The sequence below is a fragment of the Clavibacter quasicaliforniensis genome (genome assembly GCF_051201715.1).
GTDB classification, from domain to species: Bacteria; Actinomycetota; Actinomycetes; order Actinomycetales; family Microbacteriaceae; genus Clavibacter; species Clavibacter seminis.
Genome location: NZ_CP139624.1, coordinates 2389670 through 2409919, shown reverse-complemented (window position 1 = coordinate 2409919; position 20250 = coordinate 2389670). Strand labels below are relative to the sequence as shown.

The 20250-nt window shown below is 74.5% G+C and carries 12 protein-coding genes; 9 read left to right on the top strand and 3 right to left on the bottom strand.

Going from position 1 to position 20250, the window contains the following annotated elements:
* Positions 1-7: 7 nt before the first annotated feature.
* From NL142_RS11425 to NL142_RS11415, 3 genes are all read left to right on the top strand, one after another.
* Positions 8-1861 carry an ABC transporter family substrate-binding protein gene (locus NL142_RS11425; RefSeq protein ID WP_435079615.1) on the top strand — a complete coding sequence of 618 codons (1854 nt, stop codon included), beginning with the start codon at positions 8-10 and terminating at the stop codon, positions 1859-1861.
* A 113-nt stretch (positions 1862-1974) separates the two neighbouring features.
* On the top strand, positions 1975-3882 hold the full coding sequence (typA, locus tag NL142_RS11420) for a translational GTPase TypA (protein ID WP_435079613.1): 1908 nt from the start codon (positions 1975-1977) through the stop codon (positions 3880-3882).
* A 6-nt stretch (positions 3883-3888) separates the two neighbouring features.
* Complete coding sequence (locus tag NL142_RS11415) at positions 3889-4398, top strand: hypothetical protein (RefSeq protein ID WP_435079611.1); 510 nt, start codon at positions 3889-3891, stop codon at positions 4396-4398.
* A 40-nt stretch (positions 4399-4438) separates the two neighbouring features.
* Here the strand turns inward: NL142_RS11415 and efeB are convergent, their stop codons facing one another.
* The 3 genes from efeB to efeU form a co-directional block, all read right to left on the bottom strand.
* A complete protein-coding gene (gene efeB / locus NL142_RS11410; protein WP_435079609.1) occupies positions 4439-5761 on the bottom strand; it encodes an iron uptake transporter deferrochelatase/peroxidase subunit in 1323 nt (440 codons plus the stop codon).
* A complete protein-coding gene (efeO, locus tag NL142_RS11405) occupies positions 5761-6978 on the bottom strand; it encodes an iron uptake system protein EfeO (protein ID WP_194684732.1) in 1218 nt (405 codons plus the stop codon). Before efeO ends, efeB begins: the two co-directional genes overlap by 1 nt.
* A 77-nt stretch (positions 6979-7055) precedes the next feature.
* Entirely contained in the window at positions 7056-7979 is a 924-nt protein-coding gene (efeU, locus tag NL142_RS11400) for an iron uptake transporter permease EfeU (protein ID WP_435079606.1), read from the bottom strand.
* A gap of 177 nt (positions 7980-8156) precedes the next feature.
* On the opposite strand from efeU, the gene NL142_RS11395 reads away from it, so the two are divergent.
* From NL142_RS11395 to NL142_RS11370, 6 genes are all read left to right on the top strand, one after another.
* Positions 8157-9506, top strand: coding sequence for a PIG-L family deacetylase (locus NL142_RS11395; RefSeq protein WP_435079604.1), 1350 nt, complete (start codon positions 8157-8159; stop codon positions 9504-9506).
* 40 nt (positions 9507-9546) lie between these two features.
* Positions 9547-9867: a ferredoxin gene (gene fdxA, locus NL142_RS11390; protein WP_012038863.1), complete on the top strand. Its 321-nt coding sequence runs from the start codon at positions 9547-9549 to the stop codon at positions 9865-9867.
* A 5-nt stretch (positions 9868-9872) separates the two neighbouring features.
* Positions 9873-10997, top strand: coding sequence for a succinyldiaminopimelate transaminase (gene dapC / locus NL142_RS11385; RefSeq protein WP_435079601.1), 1125 nt, complete (start codon positions 9873-9875; stop codon positions 10995-10997).
* A 161-nt stretch (positions 10998-11158) separates the two neighbouring features.
* Positions 11159-12499: a citrate synthase gene (locus NL142_RS11380; protein WP_435079599.1), complete on the top strand. Its 1341-nt coding sequence runs from the start codon at positions 11159-11161 to the stop codon at positions 12497-12499.
* A gap of 157 nt (positions 12500-12656) precedes the next feature.
* The gene (locus NL142_RS11375; RefSeq protein WP_435079597.1) at positions 12657-14228 is read left to right on the top strand and encodes a serine/threonine-protein kinase; all 1572 of its coding nucleotides are present in this window, start codon (positions 12657-12659) and stop codon (positions 14226-14228) included.
* Positions 14225-20239, top strand: a complete 6015-nt coding sequence (locus NL142_RS11370; protein ID WP_435079595.1) for an Ig-like domain-containing protein — start codon at positions 14225-14227, stop codon at positions 20237-20239. Before NL142_RS11375 ends, NL142_RS11370 begins: the two co-directional genes overlap by 4 nt.
* Positions 20240-20250: the final 11 nt, after the last annotated feature.

The window sequence follows — 20250 nt, the reverse complement described above, 5'->3', positions numbered from 1 at the left end:
GACGGCGATGGACAGCGACACGCGAGGCCCCGGGGCCGCCCGAGCCCGGCGCCCGCGAGGGATCCGCCGGGCCGTCCGGGGCGCATCCGCCGCAGTCGCGCTGGCGCTCGTCGTCGGCCTCGCCGCCTGCTCGCCGACCACCGGGATGGTGGCCGACACCGAGATCCGCGCCGCGGTCCCCGCCTCCTTCACCTCATACAACGCGGCGTCGCGCACGGGTGGCACCGCGGGCAACGAGGAGATCGTGCACGCGACGAACTCGCGGTTCTCGGAGGTCGCCGCGGACGGCACCGTCGCCGCCGACCCGGGCTACGGGACCGCGAAGGTCGTCTCGCGCGACCCGTTCACGGTCGAGTACACCGTCGCCGAGGGCGTCCGCTGGTCCGACGGCGAGCCCGTCGACGCGGCGGACCTCCTGCTCGCCTGGGCCGCCGGATCCGGCGCGCTCGACACCCCCGGCTTCGACCCGTCCGGCTACGTCGACGAGACGACGGGCGGCTACACGGGTCCGCTGCCGGAGCAGACCGTCTACTTCGACGCTGCCGCGGACGAGACGCTCTCGCACGTCACCCGCACGCCCGAGATCGGCGACGGCGGCAGGTCGATCACCATGGTCTTCGACGAGTACGCGCCCGACTGGCGGCTCGCCTTCGAGGTGGGCCTGCCCGCGCACAGCGTGGTGCAGCTCGCGCTCGACATGTCGAGCCCTGGCCGCGCGAAGCAGACGCTCGTGGACGCCGTGCAGGATCGCGCGCCCGAGCTCCTCTCGCCCATCTCCGACGCGTGGAACCGCGGGTTCGGCGTGGCCGAGATCGCCGCGCACCCGGATCGCGCCGTGGGCTCCGGCCCGTACGCCATCGAGTCGATCGACCCGGGGACCTCCATCACGCTGCGCGCCAACCGCTTCTACACGGGGCTGCACCGGCCGTCGGTCGAGCGCATCGTCGTGTCCACCATCGAGGATCCCGGCGCCGCCGTCGCCGCGCTCCAGGCGGGCGAGGTCGACGTCATCGCGCCCGCGGCCGACGCGGAGGTGTCCGACGCGCTGTCCGGCATCGCCGGCGTGCAGGTCGTGCGCGGATCCTCAGACACCTGGGAGCGGCTCGACCTGCAGACCCTCGGCGCGCGCGACCCGGCCATGTCGGACGTCGCGGTCCGCACCGCGTTCCTCTCCACCGTGCCGCGGGACACGATCGTCCGCCAGGCCGCGCTGCCGGCGGATCCCGACGCCACGACGCGCGACTCGTTCGTGCTCGCTCCCGGATCCGACGGCTACGACGACCAGGTGCGCGCCAACGGATCCAGCCGCTTCGACGACGTCGACATCGACGAGGCGCGGCAGCTGCTCGCGTCGGTCGGCCGCTCGGCGCCCGAGGTCTGCGTGCTCTACGACCCCGCCGACCCCCGCCGCGTGGCCGCGTTCGACACCATCCGCGACTCCGCCGAGAAGGCCGGCTTCGTCGTGACCGACTGCTCGACCCCGCAGTGGGAGAGCGTGCTCGACCAGCCCGGCGCCTACGACGTCGCGCTCCTGTCCTCCCAGGACGCGTACCCGTCCGTCGCCGGGATCCGCGCCGCGCACGAGGCGCGCGCCGACGCCCGCGACGGGCAGGCGACGGCCGACCCCGACGTCGCGTCCCTCTTCGCGTCGCTCAGCCGCACCGAGGACGCCGACGCGCGCGACGAGCTCCTCCTCCGCCTGGACCGCCGCATGTACGGCGACCGCGCCGGCCTGCCGCTGTACCAGCTGCCCGCGCTCGCGGCCGCGCGCGACGGGATCGGCGGGGTCCAGGTGTCGCCGCACCAGGCCGGGATCCTCGACGACGCCTGGCGCTGGACGCTGTCGCGCGACGCTCCCTGACCCGGTTTGCATCGGCACGGTAGGCTGGTGGTCGCTGGGAATAGCAGACGGCGGCTCTTCGCCCTCCTCCCTTGATGACAAGGCCGGCACCCTCTCCACTGAAGGACAGCACTATGGCGCTAGTCGCGCGCAACGACCTCCGCAATGTGGCCATCGTGGCCCACGTCGACCACGGCAAGACCACGCTCGTCGACGCCATGCTCAAGCAGACGAACTCGTTCGACGCCCACTTCGAGGGCGAGGACCGCATGATGGACTCGAACGACCTCGAGCGCGAGAAGGGCATCACGATCCTCGCGAAGAACACCGCGGTGCTCTACAACGGGAAGCACGCGGACGGCTCGCCCATCGTCATCAACGTGATCGACACCCCGGGCCACGCCGACTTCGGCGGCGAGGTCGAGCGCGGCCTCTCCATGGTCGACGGCGTCGTGCTCCTCGTCGACGCGTCCGAGGGCCCGCTGCCCCAGACGCGCTTCGTGCTCCGCAAGGCGCTCGAGGCGAAGCTGCCCGTGATCCTCCTGGTCAACAAGACCGACCGCCCCGACGCGCGCATCGACGAGGTCGTGGCCGAGAGCCAGGACCTGCTCCTCGGCCTCGCCTCCGACATGTCGGACGAGCACCCGGACCTCGACCTCGACGCGATCCTCGACGTGCCCGTCGTCTACGCGTCCGGCCGCAACGGCGCCGCGAGCGCCAACAAGCCGGAGAACGGCACGCTGCCGGACAACGACGACCTCGAGCCGCTGTTCAAGGCGATCCTCGACCACGTCCCGGCGCCCACCTACGACGACCAGCACCCGCTGCAGGCCCACGTCACCAACCTCGACGCGTCGCCGTTCCTCGGCCGCCTCGCCCTCCTGCGCGTCTTCAACGGCACGCTCAAGAAGGGTCAGCAGGTCGCCTGGGTCAAGCACGACGGATCCGTCAAGAACGTGAAGATCACCGAGCTCCTCATCACGAAGGCGCTCGACCGCTTCCCGACCGAGTCCGCGGGCCCCGGCGACATCGTCGCCGTCGCCGGCATCGAGGACATCACGATCGGCGAGACGCTGGCCGACCCGGACGACGTCCGCCCGCTGCCCACCATCACGGTGGACGACCCGGCCATCTCGATGACCATCGGCACCAACACCTCGCCGATGATCGGCAAGGTCAAGGGCCACAAGCTCACCGCCCGCATGGTCAAGGACCGCCTCGACCGCGAGCTCATCGGAAACGTCTCCATCAAGCTGGTCGACATCGGTCGCCCGGACGCGTGGGAGATCCAGGGCCGCGGCGAGCTCGCGCTCGCGATCCTCGTGGAGCAGATGCGCCGCGAGGGCTTCGAGCTCACCGTCGGCAAGCCGCAGGTGGTCGTCAAGCAGGTCGACGGCAAGGTGCACGAGCCCTTCGAGCACCTCACCATCGACTCGCCCGAGGAGTACCTCGGCGCGATCACGCAGCTCCTCGCCGCCCGCAAGGGCCGCATGGAGGGCATGGCGAACCACGGCACCGGCTGGGTCCGCATGGAGTTCGTCGTCCCGTCGCGCGGCCTCATCGGCTTCCGCACGGAGTTCCTCACGATCACGCGCGGCGCCGGCATCGCCAACGCCGTGTCGCACGGCTACGAGCAGTGGGCGGGCGAGATCACGACGCGCGTCAACGGCTCGATCGTCGCGGACCGCTCCGGCGTGGCCACCCCGTTCGCCATGGTGGCCCTGCAGGAGCGCATGTCGTTCTTCGTGGAGCCGACCCAGGAGGTCTACGAGGGCATGGTGGTGGGCGAGAACTCGCGCGCCGACGACATGGACGTGAACATCACCAAGGAGAAGCAGCTGACCAACATGCGTCAGTCCACCTCCGACTCGTTCGAGCGCATGACGCCCTCGCGGCGCCTGACGCTCGAGGAGTGCCTCGAGTTCGCCCGCGAGGACGAGTGCGTGGAGGTCACGCCCGAGTTCGTGCGGATCCGCAAGGTCGAGCTCGACGCGAACGCCCGACAGCGCAAGACGTCACGACTGAAGAAGCAGAACGCGTAGCCCAGCATGACCCCGACGAGCCCGTCCACCAGGTCCCTCCGCAGGAGGGGGCTGGCGGCCGGGCTCGTCCTCGTCCCCGCCCTCGTCCTCACGGGGTGCAGCCAGGTGGGCGAGGTCGTCCGCGATGCCGCCCACGAGGGCGCGAAGCAGGTGCGCCACAGCGTCGAGGACGTCGTCGGCGACACGCTCGGCAAGGTCCAGGTGTCGACGGACGGCCATGTGCCGCCCTCGTTCCCGACGGATGCCGTGCCCTTCGCGGACGGCAAGCTCCTCGGCGGGGGAGCGGCCCCCGAGGACGCCGGCTGGGTGGCGCAGATCGCCGTGCCGGACGTCGAGGGCGGGTTCGCCGACGCCCGGGCGCGCCTGGAGGCCGCAGGCTACGCGTCGAGCGACGTGGCGAGCGACGCGCAGAGCGGCTACGGGCGGTTCACGACCGACGCGTACTCCGTCATCGTCACGGTCTCGGCCGACCTCGGATCCCCGGTCGCCACGTACGTGGTGATGCCCGCGGGCTGAGACCCGCGGCCCTAGGGCCCGCCCGGCGGCGCGCGCCGGATCAGGACGCGAAGAGCGTCTCCCCGACGTAGCCGTCGCGCGAGGCGCCCGGCGGCACCGCCCAGATCCCGCTGCCCACGTGCCGCAGGTACTCGTTCATCGCGTCGCGGGCGAGGCTCCGCTGGATGGGGATGAACTGCGTGCGCGGATCCCGCTGGAACGCCAGGAAGAACAGGCCCGCGTTGAGGCGGCCGAGGTCGTCGTTGCCGTCCACGAAGTTGTAGCCGCGGCGGAGGAGCACCGCGCCGTCGTTCGCGTCCGGGTGCGCGAGGCGCACGTGCGAGGCGCGGTCGATGAGCGGTGCGCCGCCGCGACCGGTGGCGTGGAAGTCGGGCGCGGTCATCTCGGTGCCGCCGCTGAGGGGCGCGCCGGATCCCTTCGTCCGGCCGACCACGCGCTCCTGCTCGCGGAGCGACGAGCGGTCCCAGGTCTCGATGGTCATGCGGATGCGGCGGGCGACGAGATAGGAGCCGCCCTGCATCCACGCCTCGGCGGGGGTGGATCCCGCGTCGGCCCAGACGTGGTCCTCGACCTGGCGCGTGTCCTCGGACTTCACGTTCGCGGTGCCGTCCTTGAAGCCGAAGAGGTTCCGCGGCGTGACCTGCGCGCGGCTCGTCGACGAGGTGCGGCCGAAGCCCAGCTGCGACCACCGGATGGAGGCCCGGCCGAACGCGATGCGCGAGAGGTTGCGGATCGCGTGCACGGCCACCTGCGGGTCGTCGCTGCAGGCCTGGATGCAGAGGTCGCCGCCCGTGGCCTGCGGCACGAGGGCCTCGCCGGGGAAGCGCGGCAGGTCGACGAGCGCGGCGGGCCGGCGGTCGGCGATGCCGAAGCGGTCGACGCCGTCGGCGGTCGTGAACAGCGACGGGCCGAGGCCGAACGTGATGGTGAGGCCGGCTGGCGGCAGGTCGAGCGCCTCGCCCGTGTCGTCGGGCGGGGAGTCGTAGGGGCCGTCGACCGCGCCGAGCGCGCCCGCGGATCCGCCTGCCGTCATGCGCGCGGCCGCGGCGCTCCAGTCCTGCAGGAGCGAGACGAGGCCGGCGCGGTCGATGTCGGCGACGTCGAACGCGGCGAAGTGCAGGCGGTCCTGGGCGGGCGTCGTGATCCCGGCCTGGTGCGCGCCGTGGAACGCGTACGTGGCGCCGCCCGCGGCCTGGCGCGCGCCCGCGAAGGCGCGATCGGCCATGACGCCGCCCGCGGAGCCGACCAGGCCGCCGCCGAGCGCGCCCGCGCCGAGGAGGCCGAGGATCCCGCGGCGGGAGATGCCGGCGGACGCCGGGGTCGTGGGAGCGTCGGCGGCCGCCGTGGTCTCGTGATCCGTCATCAGCCGACGAGCGCGCCGGTGAGCTTCGACAGCGGCTCGGCCAGCGCGTTCACGCCGTCCGCGAGGCCCTTGACCTGGTCGGTGGTCAGCTTGTCGTAGGTCGTGAAGCCCTTCTCGAGGGATCCGTACGCGGCGAGGTCCTTCTCGAGCGACGCGAACTGCGCGTCGAGCGTGGCCACGAGCTGCGGGTCCTTGGGCGCGACGATGTCGCGGACGCCCTCGTACGCGACGCGCGCGCCCTCGAGGTTGGCCTGGAAGTCCCAGAGGTCGGTGTGCGACCAGATCTCCTCCTCGCCGGTGATCTTTCCGGAGGCGACCTCGTCCATCAGCCCGACCGCGCCGTTGGAGACCGTGGAGATGTCGACCGAGAAGCCGTCCGCGTGCACCGCGTCGTAGAGCTTCTGCGTGTCGGCGGTCAGCTCCTGGGCGAAGTGCGCGCGATCCGCGGCGGCGAGCGGCGTGTAGACGTCGCCGCCGTTCGCGTCGGGCGATGGCTGCCAGAGGTCCTTCTCGATGCGGTGCCACCCGGTCCACTCGGTGCCGGGCTCGACGTCGGCCTCGCGGAAGTCGATCTCCGGGTCGAGGTCGCCGAACGACTCCGCGACGGGCTCGACGCGCTCGTAGTACGCGCGGGCGGTGGGGTAGAGCGCGCGCGCCCTGTCGTCGTCGCCCGCGAGGTAAGCGTCGGCGAACTCCTGCGTGGCCGGGAGGAGGCGGCCGACCTGGTCCTTGACGTAGGCGAGGTACGCGGCGGCCGCGTCCTGGCCCTGCTGCTCCGCGTCGCCCGCGAGCGCGACCTGGTCGCCCGTGACGGTGAAGGGCGCACGGCCGACGCCGTCGCCGACCATGCCGGGCTTGCAGACGGTGTAGTAGCTGCCGGGCTGGGCGGTGAGCACGAGGTCGCGCTCGATCCCGGGGCTCACGTTCTCGACCTCGCCGACGATGCGCAGGCCGTCGTCCGCGAGCAGGTAGAACTCGGTCACCTGGTCCGTGGAGTTCGTGACGTGGAACGAGACCGTGCCGCTGGGGGCGGTCGCGGCGGAGACGGTGCACGCGTCGGCGGAGCTGTCGACCGTGAGCTGCGTGACGCCGGAGTCGGCGGCCGCGGCACCTGCACCGGCGTCGGCGGATCCGGTCGGGGTGTTCGCGACGCAGCCGGAGAGGGCGAGGGCGGCGCCGGCGAGGAGGGCGGCGGCGGGGAGGGTCGAGCGCTTCATGTGTCCTCGGGGGAACGGGCCGGCGGTGCCGGGCGGTGGATGGGGAGCAGAGCGGGAGGTGCGGGGGAGCGGGCGGGTCAGCGGGCGGCGGACGCGTCGGCGACGCGGGCCGGATCGCCGTCCGCGGGAGCAGGCGCGGGAGCGGCGTCGGGCGCCGACGCGGACGGCGCCGGGACGGACGGCGCCGGGCGCGCCCGCCGCCCCCGCCGCGCGAGCCGGAGGTACACGGTGAGCGTGGGCACGACGTACAGCACCCACGTGATCGCCTCGAGCCAGGTGGTGGCGGGGGAGAAGTTGACGGTGCCCTTGAGGAGCGTGCCGTACCAGGATCCGGGCGGGACGGCGCCGGAGACGTCGAACGCGAGCGCGCCGAGCCCGGGGAGGATCCCCGCCTCCTGCAGGTCGTGCACGCCGTACGCGAGCACGCCGCCCGCCACGACGATGAGGAGCGCGCCGGTCCAGGTGAAGAAGCGCGCGAGGTCGATGCGGAGCACCCCGCGGTAGACGAGCCAGCCGAGCGCGACGGCGGTGACGAGCCCGAGGCCCGCGCCGACGAGCGGCATGGTGGTGGCGCCCGTGGCCTGCACGGCCGACCAGAGGAACAGGGCCGTCTCGATCCCCTCGCGGCCGACGGCGAGGAAGGCGACGGCGACGAGGCCCCACGCCGCGCCCGCGATGGCCCGGTCGACGGCGCCCTGCAGCTCGGAGCGCATGTCCTTCGCGGTGCGCAGCATCCAGAACACCATCCAGGTGACGAGGCCCGTCGCGACGATGGAGAGGGATCCGCCGATGGCCTCCTGCGCCTCGAACGTGAGGCCGTAGGCGCCGTAGGTGAGGATCGCGCCGACGGACAGGGCGAGGAGGACCGCGAGCCCGACGCCGAGCCAGAGCCGGCCGAGCACGTCGCGGCGGCCGATCTTGACGACGTAGGCGATGAGGATGGTGACGACCAGCGCGGCCTCGAGGCCCTCGCGCAGGCCGATCAGGTAGTTCGCGAACACGCGTGCGCCTCTCCGGGCGGCGGACGCGACGGGACGCGTCCTATTGCTAGTGTGGGGAAATGTAGGTGAGGCTTGCCTTACCTCGTGCACAGTAGCGCGGGGGCGGTGGCGCGTCCAGTCGACCGTCCCGGGAGGGCGCCCAGGGAGCGGCGCGTGGCCCGCGGCTAGGATCGCCGGATGACCACCGGCACGTCCCGACGCCCCGATCGGGCCGCCCGCCCCGAGCGCGAGCACGTCCTCTTCGTGCACGCGCACCCCGACGACGAGAGCATCGTCACGGGCGGCACCATCGCCAGGCTCGTGCGCGACGGCGTGCCCGTCACCGTCCTCACGTGCACGCGCGGGGAGCGCGGCGAGGTGATCCCCGCGGAGCTCCGCCATCTGGAGGGCGACCTGCGCGCGCTCGCCGACTACCGCGAGACCGAGCTGGCCGATGCGATGGCCGCCCTCGGCGTCACCGACCACCGCTTCCTCGGCGACCCCGACGCGCGCTGGCGCGGGCTCGAGCCGCGCCGCTACGTCGACTCGGGCATGGAGTGGGGCGACGACGGCGTGCCCGTGGCGCTGCAGCCGCTCGATCCCGACTCGCTGTGCGCGGGCGACGAGGCCGACGAGGCGCGCGACGTACTCGCGGTCATCGCGGACACGGACGCCACGAGCGTCATCACCTACGACGACCACGGCGGCTACGGCCACCCGGACCACGTGCGCACGCACGTCATCGCGACCTGGGCGGCCGAGGAGGCGGGGATCCCCGCCTACCTCGTCACCACGACGGAGTCGTCGGCCCGCGAGGCGCACGAGCTCGTCGCGGCGCGCGGGCGCTTCCCCGCCCCCGATGCGGAGCCGGCCGGGGCGCTCGTGCTGCCCGACGACGCCGTGGACCTCGAGGTCGACGCGTCCGAGGTGCTCGACGCGAAGATCCGCGCGGTCGCCGCGCACCGCACGCAGACCGTCGTCGACGGCGACCAGTTCGCGCTCTCGCACGGCATCGGGGCGCCCATAGCGCCCGTCGAGCTGTTCCGGCTGCACCGGCCGGCCGGCGCCGCCGCCGACGACGGGACCCCGCGTCCCCCGCGGGGCGCGCAGCGGATCGGCACGGCGGTCGCGTCGCTCGTGCTCGGCCTGCTCGTGGGCGCGGTCGCCACGGCCGCGCACCGCGCGACGCTGCCGGTGGGCGGGATCGCGCTGCCGGTCGGCCTCGTGCTCGCGCTCGCGACGCTCGCGTGCCTGCTGGTCGCGTTCCGCCTCCTCCTCGTCGACCGCCTGCACGCGCTCTGCCTCGGGCTCGGCGTCGTCGCGGCCGTCGCGGTCCTGAGCAGGCGAGGACCGAGCGGATCCGTGCTGTTCCCCGACGACGCGATGAGCCAGGTGTGGGCGGTCGCGCCCGCCATCCTCGTCGCGGCGGTCCTCGTGTGGCCGCGGTTCTCCTCGCGCGCGCCCGGCACCGACGCGCGCCCGGATGCCGCTGACGCCGCGGGATCCGACGCCCCGGCCCCGGCCGGGACCGGTTCGCGCGCCGCGTAGACTCGTCGGGCCGCACCGCTCCCGGAAGGACCCGCCCGAAGTGACCTACGTCATCGCCCTGCCCTGTGTCGACGTCAAGGACCGCGCCTGCATCGACGAGTGCCCGGTCGACTGCATCTACGAGGGCGAGCGGAGCCTCTACATCCACCCCGACGAGTGCGTCGACTGCGGTGCGTGCGAGCCGGTCTGCCCGGTCGAGGCCATCTACTACGAGGACGACCTGCCGGAGAAGTGGTCGGACTACTACACCGCGAACGTCGAGTTCTTCGCCGAGATGGGATCCCCGGGCGGCGCGACCAAGGTCGGCGTCACCGCCGGCGACCACCCCGTCATCGCGGCGCTCCCCGTCCAGAACGGCTGACGCGCGTGGCCCTCGGCGAGCTCCCCGACTACCCCTGGGACCAGATGGCCCCGTACGCCGAGCGGGCCGGGCGGCACCCCGACGGGATCGTCGACCTCAGCATCGGGTCGCCCGTGGATCCGACCCCGACGCTCATCCGCGACGCGCTCGCCTGGGCGACGGATGCGCACGCGTACCCCACCACCGTGGGCACGCCCGAGCTCCGGCAGGCGATGGTCGACTGGCACGCGCGTCGCCGGAACGCGACGCTCGGCACCGACCAGGTGCTGCCGACCATCGGGTCGAAGGAGATGGTGGCCTGGCTGCCGTTCATGCTGGGCCTCGGCGAGGGCGACGCGGTCGTGCACCCGCGCGTCGCGTACCCGACCTACGCGATCGGCGCGGCCCTCGCGGGCGCCGAGTCCGTGCCCGCCGACTACCCCGCCGACTGGCCCGCGCACACGCGCCTCGTCTGGCTGAACTCGCCGGGCAACCCGGACGGCCGCGTGCTCGGCGTCGACGAGCTGCGCGCCGCCGTGGCCCGAGCCCGGGAGCTCGGCGCCGTCATCGCGAGCGACGAGTGCTACGCCGAGCTCGGCTGGGAGGGGGAGTGGGCCTCGGGCCCGACGCCCTCGATCCTCGACGCGCGCGTCGTCGGCGACGACCACGCGGGCGTGCTGGCGCTCTACTCGCTGAGCAAGCAGTCGAACCTCGCCGGGTACCGGGCCGCGCTCGTCGCGGGCGACCGGGAGCTCATCGCCCGGCTGATCCGCGTACGCAAGCACGCGGGGCTCCTCCCGCCCGCGCCGCTCCAGCACGCCATGACCGTGGCCCTCGGCGACGACGACCACGTGCGCGCCCAGCGCGAGCTGTACCGCGCCCGCCGCGACGTGCTCCGCCCCGCGCTCGAGGACGCCGGCTGGCGCATCGACTCGAGCGAGGCCGGCCTCTACCTCTGGGCGACCCGCGGCCGGGACGCCTGGGAGGGGATCGCGGAGCTCGCCGACCTCGGGATCCTCGCGGGCCCCGGCCCGTTCTACGGCGACGCCTCGCCCGAGCACGTCCGCCTGTCTCTCACTGCGACGGACGAGCGCATCGCGCAGGCCGCGGCCCGGCTCCGCTCCGCCGGCGCAGCGCCCCGCTCCGCGTAGCACGACCTCCAACGGATCCGGCCGGATGCTGGCGGAGGCGACAGTGTCCCTGTCAGCCCTTTAGGCTGTAGTCGGCTCGGAATCCGACGCCGCGACGGCGCCACGAGCGTCCGGCGGCGCGCATCCCTCCCGGGCCATCCACCCAGACTCGAGGAGGCGCCGTGACCGATGGCGGGCAGCAGGCGGACGACCGGCCGAAGGCGGACGAGCCCCAGGCGGAGCAGAAGCCCACGGCGACCCTGACGTACTCGGGCGGACGGGTGGAGTTCCCCATCCTCCCCGCGGTCGAGGGCGCGTCCAGCATCGACATCTCGGCGCTCACGAAGAAGACGGGCCTCACGACGCTCGACAACGGCTTCGTCAACACCGCGTCGACCCGCTCGGCCATCACCTACATCGACGGCGAGCAGGGGATCCTGCGCTACCGGGGCTACCCGATCGAGCAGCTCGCGCGCCAGTCGAGCTACCTCGAGGTGGCCTGGCTCCTCATCCACGGCGAGCTGCCGACGAGCGACGAGCTCGCGGGGTTCGAGGACGACATCCGCCGCCACACGCTCCTGCACGAGGACTTCAAGGGCCTCTTCCGCGCGCTGCCCACCAACGCGCACCCCATGTCGGTGCTGTCCAGCGCGGTCTCCGCGCTCTCCACCTACTACGAGGACTCGCTGAGCGTCCACGACCCCGAGCAGGTCGAGATCTCGACGCTGCGCCTGCTGGCCAAGCTGCCGGTCATCGCGGCGTACGCGCACAAGAAGAGCCTCGGCCAGGCGTTCCTCTACCCGGACAACTCGCTGAGCTTCGTCGACAACTTCCTCCGCCTGAACTTCGGCAACAACGCCGAACGCTACGAGGTGGATCCCGTCGTCAGCCGCGCGCTCGAGCGCCTGCTGATCCTGCACGAGGACCACGAGCAGAACGCGTCGACGTCGACCGTGCGGCTCGTCGGATCCACCGAGGCGAACATGTTCTCCTCCGTCTCCGCGGGCATCGGCGCGCTCTTCGGGCCGCTGCACGGCGGCGCGAACGAGGCCGTGCTCGCGATGCTCGGCCGCATCCGCGACTCCGGCGAGGGCGTCGACCGCTACGTGGAGCGCGTGAAGAACAAGGAGGACGGCGTCCGCCTCATGGGCTTCGGGCACCGCGTCTACAAGAACTTCGACCCGCGCGCCCGCCTCGTGAAGGAGAGCGCCGACGAGGTGCTCGCGGCCCTCGGGATCCAGGACCCGCTGCTCGACATCGCCAAGGAGCTCGAGCAGGTCGCCCTGGCGGACGACTACTTCATCGAGCGGAAGCTCTACCCGAACGTGGACTTCTACACGGGCGTGATCTACAAGGCCATGGGCTTCCCGACGCGCATGTTCACGGCGCTGTTCACCATCGGGCGCCTGCCCGGCTGGATCGCGCACTGGCGCGAGATGAACGAGGACCAGGCCACCAAGATCGGGCGCCCGCAGCAGCTCTACATCGGCCAGCCCGCGCGCGACCTGCCGCCGCGCGACTAGCCGGGCGCGCACGATCGTCGCTCCCGAAGAGGGGGCGTCAGGAGGCCGCCGACCCGTGTACCCGCGCGGATCGGCGACCTAGACTCGTCTCACAGCGAGAGATCCATCCGCCGCCCGCAACAGCCCCTGCCGTCGGTCCCGACCCGAAGAGGGGGCCATGGCCAGACGCCTGCCGTCCGCCCCGCCTGTGCTGCCGGGGTTCACCTACGTGACGGTCCTCGGTTCCGGCGGCTTCGCCGACGTGTTCCTCTACGAGCAGGACATGCCGCGACGCCAGGTCGCCGTGAAGGTGATGCTCGCGGAGATCGTGACCGAGCGCCTCCGCGCCATGTTCCGCGCCGAGGCCGACCTCATGGCGCAGCTGAGCGCCCACCCGTCGGTGCTCACCGTGCACCAGGCGTCCGTCGCCGCCGACGGCCGCCCGTACCTCGTGATGGAGCTGTGCTCGTCGAGCCTCAGCGACCGGTACCGGCGCGAGCCGCTCGGCGTCGCGGAGGTGCTGCGCGTGGGTATCCGCATCGCGAGCGCCGTGGAGACCGCCCACCGCGCGGGCGTGCTGCACCGCGACATCAAGCCGGCGAACATCCTGACGACCGCCTTCGGCCACCCCGTGCTCAGCGACTTCGGCATCGCCTCGACGCTCGAGGACGCCGCCGCGACCGACGCGGTGGGCCTCTCGATCCCGTGGTCGGCGCCCGAGGTGCTCGCCGACGAGAGCCCGGGCACCGTGCGGAGCGAGGTGTGGTCGCTCGCCGCGACCGTGTACTCGCTGCTCGCAGGGCGCAGCCCCTTCGAGGTGCCGGGCGGGCAAAACGCGCCCGCGGACCTCGTGGCGCGGATCCAGCGGGCGCGGCCCCTGCCGACCGGGCGCGCGGACGTGCCCGAGCGGCTCGAGCTGGTGCTGCGGCGCGCGATGTCGCGGCAGCCGGACGCCCGGCCGGAGTCGGCGCTCGCCTTCGTGCGCGAGCTGCAGGCGGTGGAGGCGGAGCTGCGGCTCGCGCAGACGCCGCTCGAGGTCGCGAGCGAGGAGTGGGCGTCGGCCGTCGCGGCCGGCGTCGACGAGGACGACGACCCGACGCGCGTGCGCGGCATCGCGCAGGTGGATCCGGGGACGACCGGGCCGGTCGGCGGGCGCGGCTCCGGGGGCGTAAGGCGCACCCGGCGGAAGGCGGCGCCCGCGGTGGCGCGGCAGACGGGGGGCGCGGCGCGTCCCGGCGTCCCGGCGACCGCGTCCGAGCAGGTCCGCGCGGGATCCGCGTCCACCTCCCTCGGCCGGTCCGGTTCCGGGCCCGTCGGCCTCTCCGCCCCGGCCCGGACCACCGTCCCCGGCCGGCGCGCGTTCCTCGCGCGGCACCGCGTGGCGTTCGCGGCGGCCGCCGCCGGCGCGATCGTCGCGAGCGTGGGCGTGGGCATGCTGCTCGGCGGGTCGGGCGGCGGGAACGCGGCGCGCGACATCCCGGTGGTGGGCGAGATCCAGGCGTCCGCCGCAGCCGACGGCGTGCTGTTCTCCTGGAGCGACCCCGGCCTCGGCGCCGACGACGCGTACCAGGTGGTGCGCGACGGCGGGCTGCCGAGCACGCAGCGCGACACGACCTTCCGGGTGACGTCCGGCTCGGGCGGCACCGCCGGTGACGGCACGGACGACCGCGCCTGCATCCGCGTCACCGTCACGCGCGACGGCATCGCCGGGGAGACGTCGACCGAGAAGTGCGCGGAGCTGCCGCGATGATCCGCGAGTGGATCCGCCGCCACCGCCAGGCCGCGACGACCGTCACCGGCGGGGCCGTCGTGCTCGCCCTCCTCACGGGCTTCGCGCTCGTCTCGGACGGCTACCAGGCGCAGCGCGTCGACCTCGACGACGGATCCGTGTGGGTCGTCAACTCCGCGCAGCAGGCGATCGGCCGCGCCAACACGGCCGTGCTCGAGCTCGACAGCGTCGTCGACTCCCGCAGCGAGGACATCGACGTGCTGCAGGCCGGATCCACCGTGCTGCTCGCCGACCGCGGCAGCTCGCGGCTCGACGTGGTCGACGACGCGACGAGCGAGGTGGTCGACACCGCTCCGCTGCCCGCGGGCGCCGAGGTCATGCTCGCGGGAACCCGCGCCGCGATCCTCGTTCCGGCGACGGGCCAGCTGTGGCTCGTGCCGGTCGCGGGCCTCTCCGCGTTCGACGCCGCGAGCGCGCCCACGCTCATCCTCGGGGCGGACGCCGTCGCGTCCATGGGCGACGACGGCACGCTGCTCGTGTACTCGGCCGCCACGGGGACGCTGTCGCGCATCCAGGCCGCGACCGAGGACACCGTGCGGGAGACGGTCGACGTCGGGCCCGTCGGCGCGCCCGTGGCCGCGGCGGCCGACGCCCCCGCCGATCCCGCGGCGGCCCTCGCGGGCGAGACCGTCCAGTCGGGGGATGCCGGCCGGCCCGCGGGCCAGCGGCTCGCGCTCACGTCCGTCGACGGCCGGTGGGCGCTGTACGACGCCGACGCGCGCGCCCTCCTCGTCGACGGGCGGACGGTCGACCTCGCCGGATCCGTGGCCGCGGACGCGCGCGTCGCCCTCCAGCGCGCGTCGTCGGATGGCAGCGGCGTCCTGGTCGCGCACTCGGGCGGGCTCGTCGAGGTGCCCGTCGCGGGCGGGGATCCGGTCGTCGTCACGGGCGACGTGCGCGGCGACCCCGCGCGTCCCGTCCGCGTGGCCGGCTGCGAGTACGCGGGCTGGACCGATGGATCCGGCTGGCAGCGCTGCCTCGCGCCCGCGGCCCTCACGGGTGGGGGCGACGGCGACCAGGACGCCCGGCGCACGGCGGCGGGCGCCACGAGCGGCATCGGATCCATGCCGCAGCAGGCCGCCCTGCGCTTCGTGGTCGACGGCGCGCGCGTGGTGCTCAACGACACGCGCGGCGGCACCGCGTGGGCCGTGCAGCGCGACGCGGGACTCATCGACAACTGGGCCGACCTCATCGACCGCGACCGCTCCGACACCGTCGTCGAGCAGAACACCGCGGACACCCCGCCCGAGACCGACCGCGTGCAGCAGCCGCCCGTCGCGGTCGACGACGACCTCGGCGCGCGCCCCGGCCGCACCACCGCGCTGCCCGTGCTCCTCAACGACCACGACCCGAACGGCGACGTGCTCGTGATCGACTCCGTCACTCCCGTGGACGCGGCGGTCGGCGCGGTCGACATCGTGGACGAGGGCCAGGGACTCCAGCTCGCGCTCGCCGCGGGCGCGTCCGGCACCGTGCGGTTCTCCTACGTGGTGAGCGACGGGCGCGGCGGCACCGCGACGGCCGACGTGCGCGTCGCCGTGCGCGGGACCGACGAGAACGCGCCGCCCGAGCAGGCGCGGCCCGCGACGGGCACGGTCGCGGAGGGCGACCGGCTGCAGACCGACGTGCTGGGAGGCTGGTACGACCCCGACGGGGATCCGATGTACCTCACGCGCGCGAGCGTCCCCGCGCCCGACGCCGTCAGCTGGAAGCCCGAGGGGCGCGTCGTCTACACGGACGCCGGGGCGGGCGGCGACACGCGGACCGTCGCGCTGCAGGTGTCCGACGGGCGCGAGGAGGGCTCGGGCGAGCTGGTCGTCACCGTGCGCCGCGCCGGGGACGTGCCGCTCGTGGCCGAGGGCTTCGTCGTGCAGGCGGCGATCGGGCGCGAGATCACGGTCGAGCCGCTGACGCACGCGCGCGGCGGGAGCGGCGCGATCCGGCTGGCGGCCGTGCCCGCGCGGGCCGGCGTGCAGATCACGCCCGACCTCGAGGCAGGCACCTTCCGCCTCGAGGGCGGCCAGGCGGGCACGCACCTGCTCGAGTACACGGTGACCGACGGGCGGACGACGGCCACGGGCGTCGTGCGCGTCGAGGTGCGCGGCGCGCCCGCGTCCGACGGCCGGCCCGTGACCGTGCCGCACACCGTGTTCGTGCGCGCGCTCCAGGCCCAGGACGTGGACGTGCTGCAGACCGACTTCGACCCCGCGGGCGGCGTGCTCGTGATCACCGACGCCGTCTCGCCCGACGAGGCGGTGGGCGTGCGCGCGGAGGTGGTCGGGCAGCGGCTCGTGCGGATCAGCCTCACCCGGCCGCTCGACGGGCCGGTGGACGTGGGATACCGCGTGAGCAACGGCGTGGCCGAGGCGGCCGGCGTGATCACCGTGATCGAGGTGCCCGAGCCGGCCGTGCGGCAGCCGCCCGTCGCGACCGACGACCGCGTGGCCGTGCGCGTGGGCGACGCCGTGGACATCCCCGTGCTCGCCAACGACGAGCAGCCCGACGGCGACCGGCTGCGCCTCGACCCCGTGCTGGTGGATCCGCTGCCCGAGGGCGCCGGCCTCCTCTTCGCGAGCGAGGACCGGCTCCGCTACCTCGCGCCCGACCGCACGGGCGACTACACCGCCGTCTACCGCGCGGTCGCGCCCGACGGGCAGTGGGCGACCGCGACGCTCACCGTCTCCGTGCGCGAGGCCGACGTCGCGACCAACGCCGAGCCCGTGCCGCGCCCGCTGACGGCGCGCGTGCTCGCGGGGGAGACCGTGCGGATCCCCGTGCCGCTCACCGGCATCGACCCCGACGGCGACTCGGTGCGGCTCCTCGGGCAGGACACCGGGCCCGAGAAGGGCCAGGTCGTCGAGGTGGGCCCGGACTGGATCGACTACCAGGCGGGCGACTACTCCACCGGCACCGACGCCTTCGCGTACGCCGTGGTCGACGGGCTGGGCGCGCGGGCGACCGGCACGATCCGCGTGGGCATCAGCCCGCGCGTCGAGGGCGCGAGGAACCCCGTCGCCACCGCCGACACCGTGACCGTGCGGCCCGGCCGCGTGCTCCGCGTGCAGGTGCTCGCGAACGACACGGATCCGGACGGCGGCGCGCTCTCGCTCGTCTCGGTGCAGCCGCAGGCCGAGGGCCTCGTCGCGGGGCTCGACGGCGACACCGTGCGCGTCGTCGCGCCCGAGGCCGCCGGCCGCTACGGCTTCGTGTACGGCGTGCGCAACGCGCGCGGCGGCAGCGACGAGGCGTTCCTCACCGTGATCGTGGATCCCGCCGCGCCGCCCACCCGCCCGATCGCGCGCGACACGGTGCTCCAGCTCTCCGACGTGCTCGACCGCTCGACCGTCGACGTCGACGTGATGCGCAACGTGTTCTCCGCGGAGGGCGACGCGTCGTCGCTCGTGCTCGCCGTCGGCGCGGGCTACGAGGACGTGGCGCTGGTGACGGACGACGGCCGGATCCGCGTCGAGGTCGGCGACGAGCGCCGCATCGTCCCGTTCACGGTGGCGCAGCCCGACGACCCGTCGATCTCCGCGACGGCGTTCGTCTGGGTGCCCGGCTTCGAGGACACCCTCCCGCAGCTGCGCGTGGGCGAGCCGCGGCCGACCGTGCCGAGCGGCGAGCGGCTCGTGGTCGAGCTCGACCGGCAGGTGGTCGCGGCGGGCGGGCGGGCCGTGCGCATCGCGGATCCGAACTCGCTGTCGGCGACCCACGCCGACGGGCCCGTCGAGCTCGTGGACGAGGACACCATCGCGTACCGCAGCGAGCCCGGGTACTTCGGGCCTGCGGCGATCTCCTTCACCGTGACCGACGGGTCGGGCGCGGGCGGGCGCACGGCCGCGCTCGTGCTGCCGATCACGGTGACGCCCACCGAGAACCAGCCGCCCGTGTTCACGGGCGCGGTCATCGACCTCGAGCCAGGGCAGTCCAAGGACGTCGACCTCGGCCGCCTCACCACCTACCCGTACCAGGACGACCGCGGGCAGCTCGCCTTCGCGCTGGAGGGATCCGTCGCCGCCGGGTTCCGCGCGTCCGTCGACGGCGGCACGCTCCGCATCTCCGCCGACGAGGGCGTCGCGACGGGGCAGGCCGCGTCGTTCCCGGTGAGCGTCCGCGACGCCACGCAGACCGGGCGCGCGGGCCGCGTCGACCTCCGCGTCGTACCGTCGACGCGCCCGCTCGCGCAGCCCGCGACGGACGAGGGCACCGTGACGCGCGGATCCTCCACCTCCGTCGACGTGCTCGCCAACGACCAGGCCGGCAACCCCTTCCCGGGCACGCCGCTCACGGTCGCCTCCATCCGCGGCGCCGACGGCGCGAGCCTCCCCGCGGGCGTGACCGTGACGCCGTCGGCCGACCGCGCGACGCTCGCCGTGAGCGCATCAGCCGACGCCGAGCCCGGCGACGTGCGCGTGCAGTACGAGGTGCGCGACGCCACGGGCGACGCCGGCCGGGCCGCGTTCGGCACCGTCGTGATCCACGTTCAGGACCGCCCGGGACCCGTCTCGGCCCTCCGGGCCTCCGGCTTCGCGGACCGCTCGCTCACCGTCGCGTTCGAGCCGGGCGCCTTCAACGGATCCGCCATCACGGGCTACCAGGTGCGCGTGCTCCGCGGCGGCACGGCGACCGCGACCGTCACCTGTCCGTCGACGACCTGCACCGTGCCGACCCCCGGCAACGGGCCCGCGAACTCGGTGCAGGTGGAGGTCTCCGCCGTGAACGGCGTGGGCACCTCGGATCCGGTGTCGATCTCGGGCCTGTGGTCGGACGTGCTCCCGGCCGCGCCCGCGGGCCTCGCGGTCGAGCCGCTCGTGGACGGGCTGCGCCTCTCGTGGCAGCCGTCGGCCGTGCCGTCGTCGTCGAGCCCGGTCACGCAGTACGTCGTGGGGGTGGGCGGCCTCACCCGGCAGGTCGCGGCCGACGCCACGAGCGTCGAGGTGCGGGATCCGTCGCTCGTCGCCGAGGTGCCCGTCGCCGTCTCGGTGTCCGCGCGCAACAGCGCCCAGGTGCAGGACGGGACCGCCTGGCTCGCCGCCACCGCGACCGGCACGCCGCGCGGCGCCCCGACCGCCACCGGCGCGCCCGCCGCGGTCGCCGACGCGGCGGACGAGACGCGCGTCACCGTCTCGTGGCCGGCGTTCCAGGGCCAGGGCGTCGACGGGATCCGCTACCTCGTCGCCGCGTACGCCCCGGGATCCGCGCCCGGCTGCACGGTGCCCACCGAGGGCGTGTCGCCGTGGTCGGCCGAGCACGGTCCCGCGGTCGAGGTGGGCGGCGCGACCAGCCACGTCTTCACCGGCCTCGCCACCGACCAGCCCGTCGCGTTCGCCGTGCTCGCCGCCAACAGCCAGGGCTGCACGGTCGTCGAGGCCGGGCAGCTCACCCCGCGCACCGCGCCGTCGACGCCCGTCGTCCGCGTCGACCTGCCGAGCCCCGACCGGTCCGCCGACGGCGTCTTCCGCGCGGTCCTCGCCGACGCGCGCTACCGGCCGGGCAGCGCGTCCGCGTCCGCCCAGCTGCTCTACCGGGTCGACGGGCAGGGCGACGGCGTGCCCATCGGCGTCGGCCAGGCCCTCACGCTGCCGCGCACGGGGGTGGGCGCGTCGATCCAGGTCCGCGTCGTCGAGGACTCCGGCGACGGGCGCCCGCGCTCGAGCGGCTGGTCGGATCCCGTCTCCGCCGGGACCGCGGTGGACGCGCGCGCGGGCGACGTGCGGTCGTCGACCGACGACGCGGGCATCACGACCTTCTCGTGGACCTCGATGCCGCCGGCCGCCGGACGCGGCGCGCGCGTCGCCGACGGCGGCGGGTACGCGCGCAGCGAGTGGCGCTGCGGCGGCCAGGGCGCGTGGACCGACGCGTCCTCGGGCGCTGCCGGGTCCTGCACGGTCCCGGCCGGCGGCGAGCGGATCCTCGAGGTGCGCGTCACCGCGAACTCGGGCACGCTGTACACGTACGCCCACCGTGGATGACGGCCGTTCCC

Coding starts and splice junctions, on each gene's coding strand:
- NL142_RS11425 (WP_435079615.1), top strand. CDS start 8: ATGGACAGCGACACGCGAGGCCCCGGGGCCGCCCGAGCCCGGCGCCCG.
- typA (WP_435079613.1), top strand. CDS start 1,975: ATGGCGCTAGTCGCGCGCAACGACCTCCGCAATGTGGCCATCGTGGCC.
- NL142_RS11415 (WP_435079611.1), top strand. CDS start 3,889: ATGACCCCGACGAGCCCGTCCACCAGGTCCCTCCGCAGGAGGGGGCTG.
- efeB (WP_435079609.1), bottom strand. CDS start 5,761: ATGACGGATCACGAGACCACGGCGGCCGCCGACGCTCCCACGACCCCG.
- efeO (WP_194684732.1), bottom strand. CDS start 6,978: ATGAAGCGCTCGACCCTCCCCGCCGCCGCCCTCCTCGCCGGCGCCGCC.
- NL142_RS11395 (WP_435079604.1), top strand. CDS start 8,157: ATGACCACCGGCACGTCCCGACGCCCCGATCGGGCCGCCCGCCCCGAG.
- NL142_RS11375 (WP_435079597.1), top strand. CDS start 12,657: ATGGCCAGACGCCTGCCGTCCGCCCCGCCTGTGCTGCCGGGGTTCACC.
- NL142_RS11370 (WP_435079595.1), top strand. CDS start 14,225: ATGATCCGCGAGTGGATCCGCCGCCACCGCCAGGCCGCGACGACCGTC.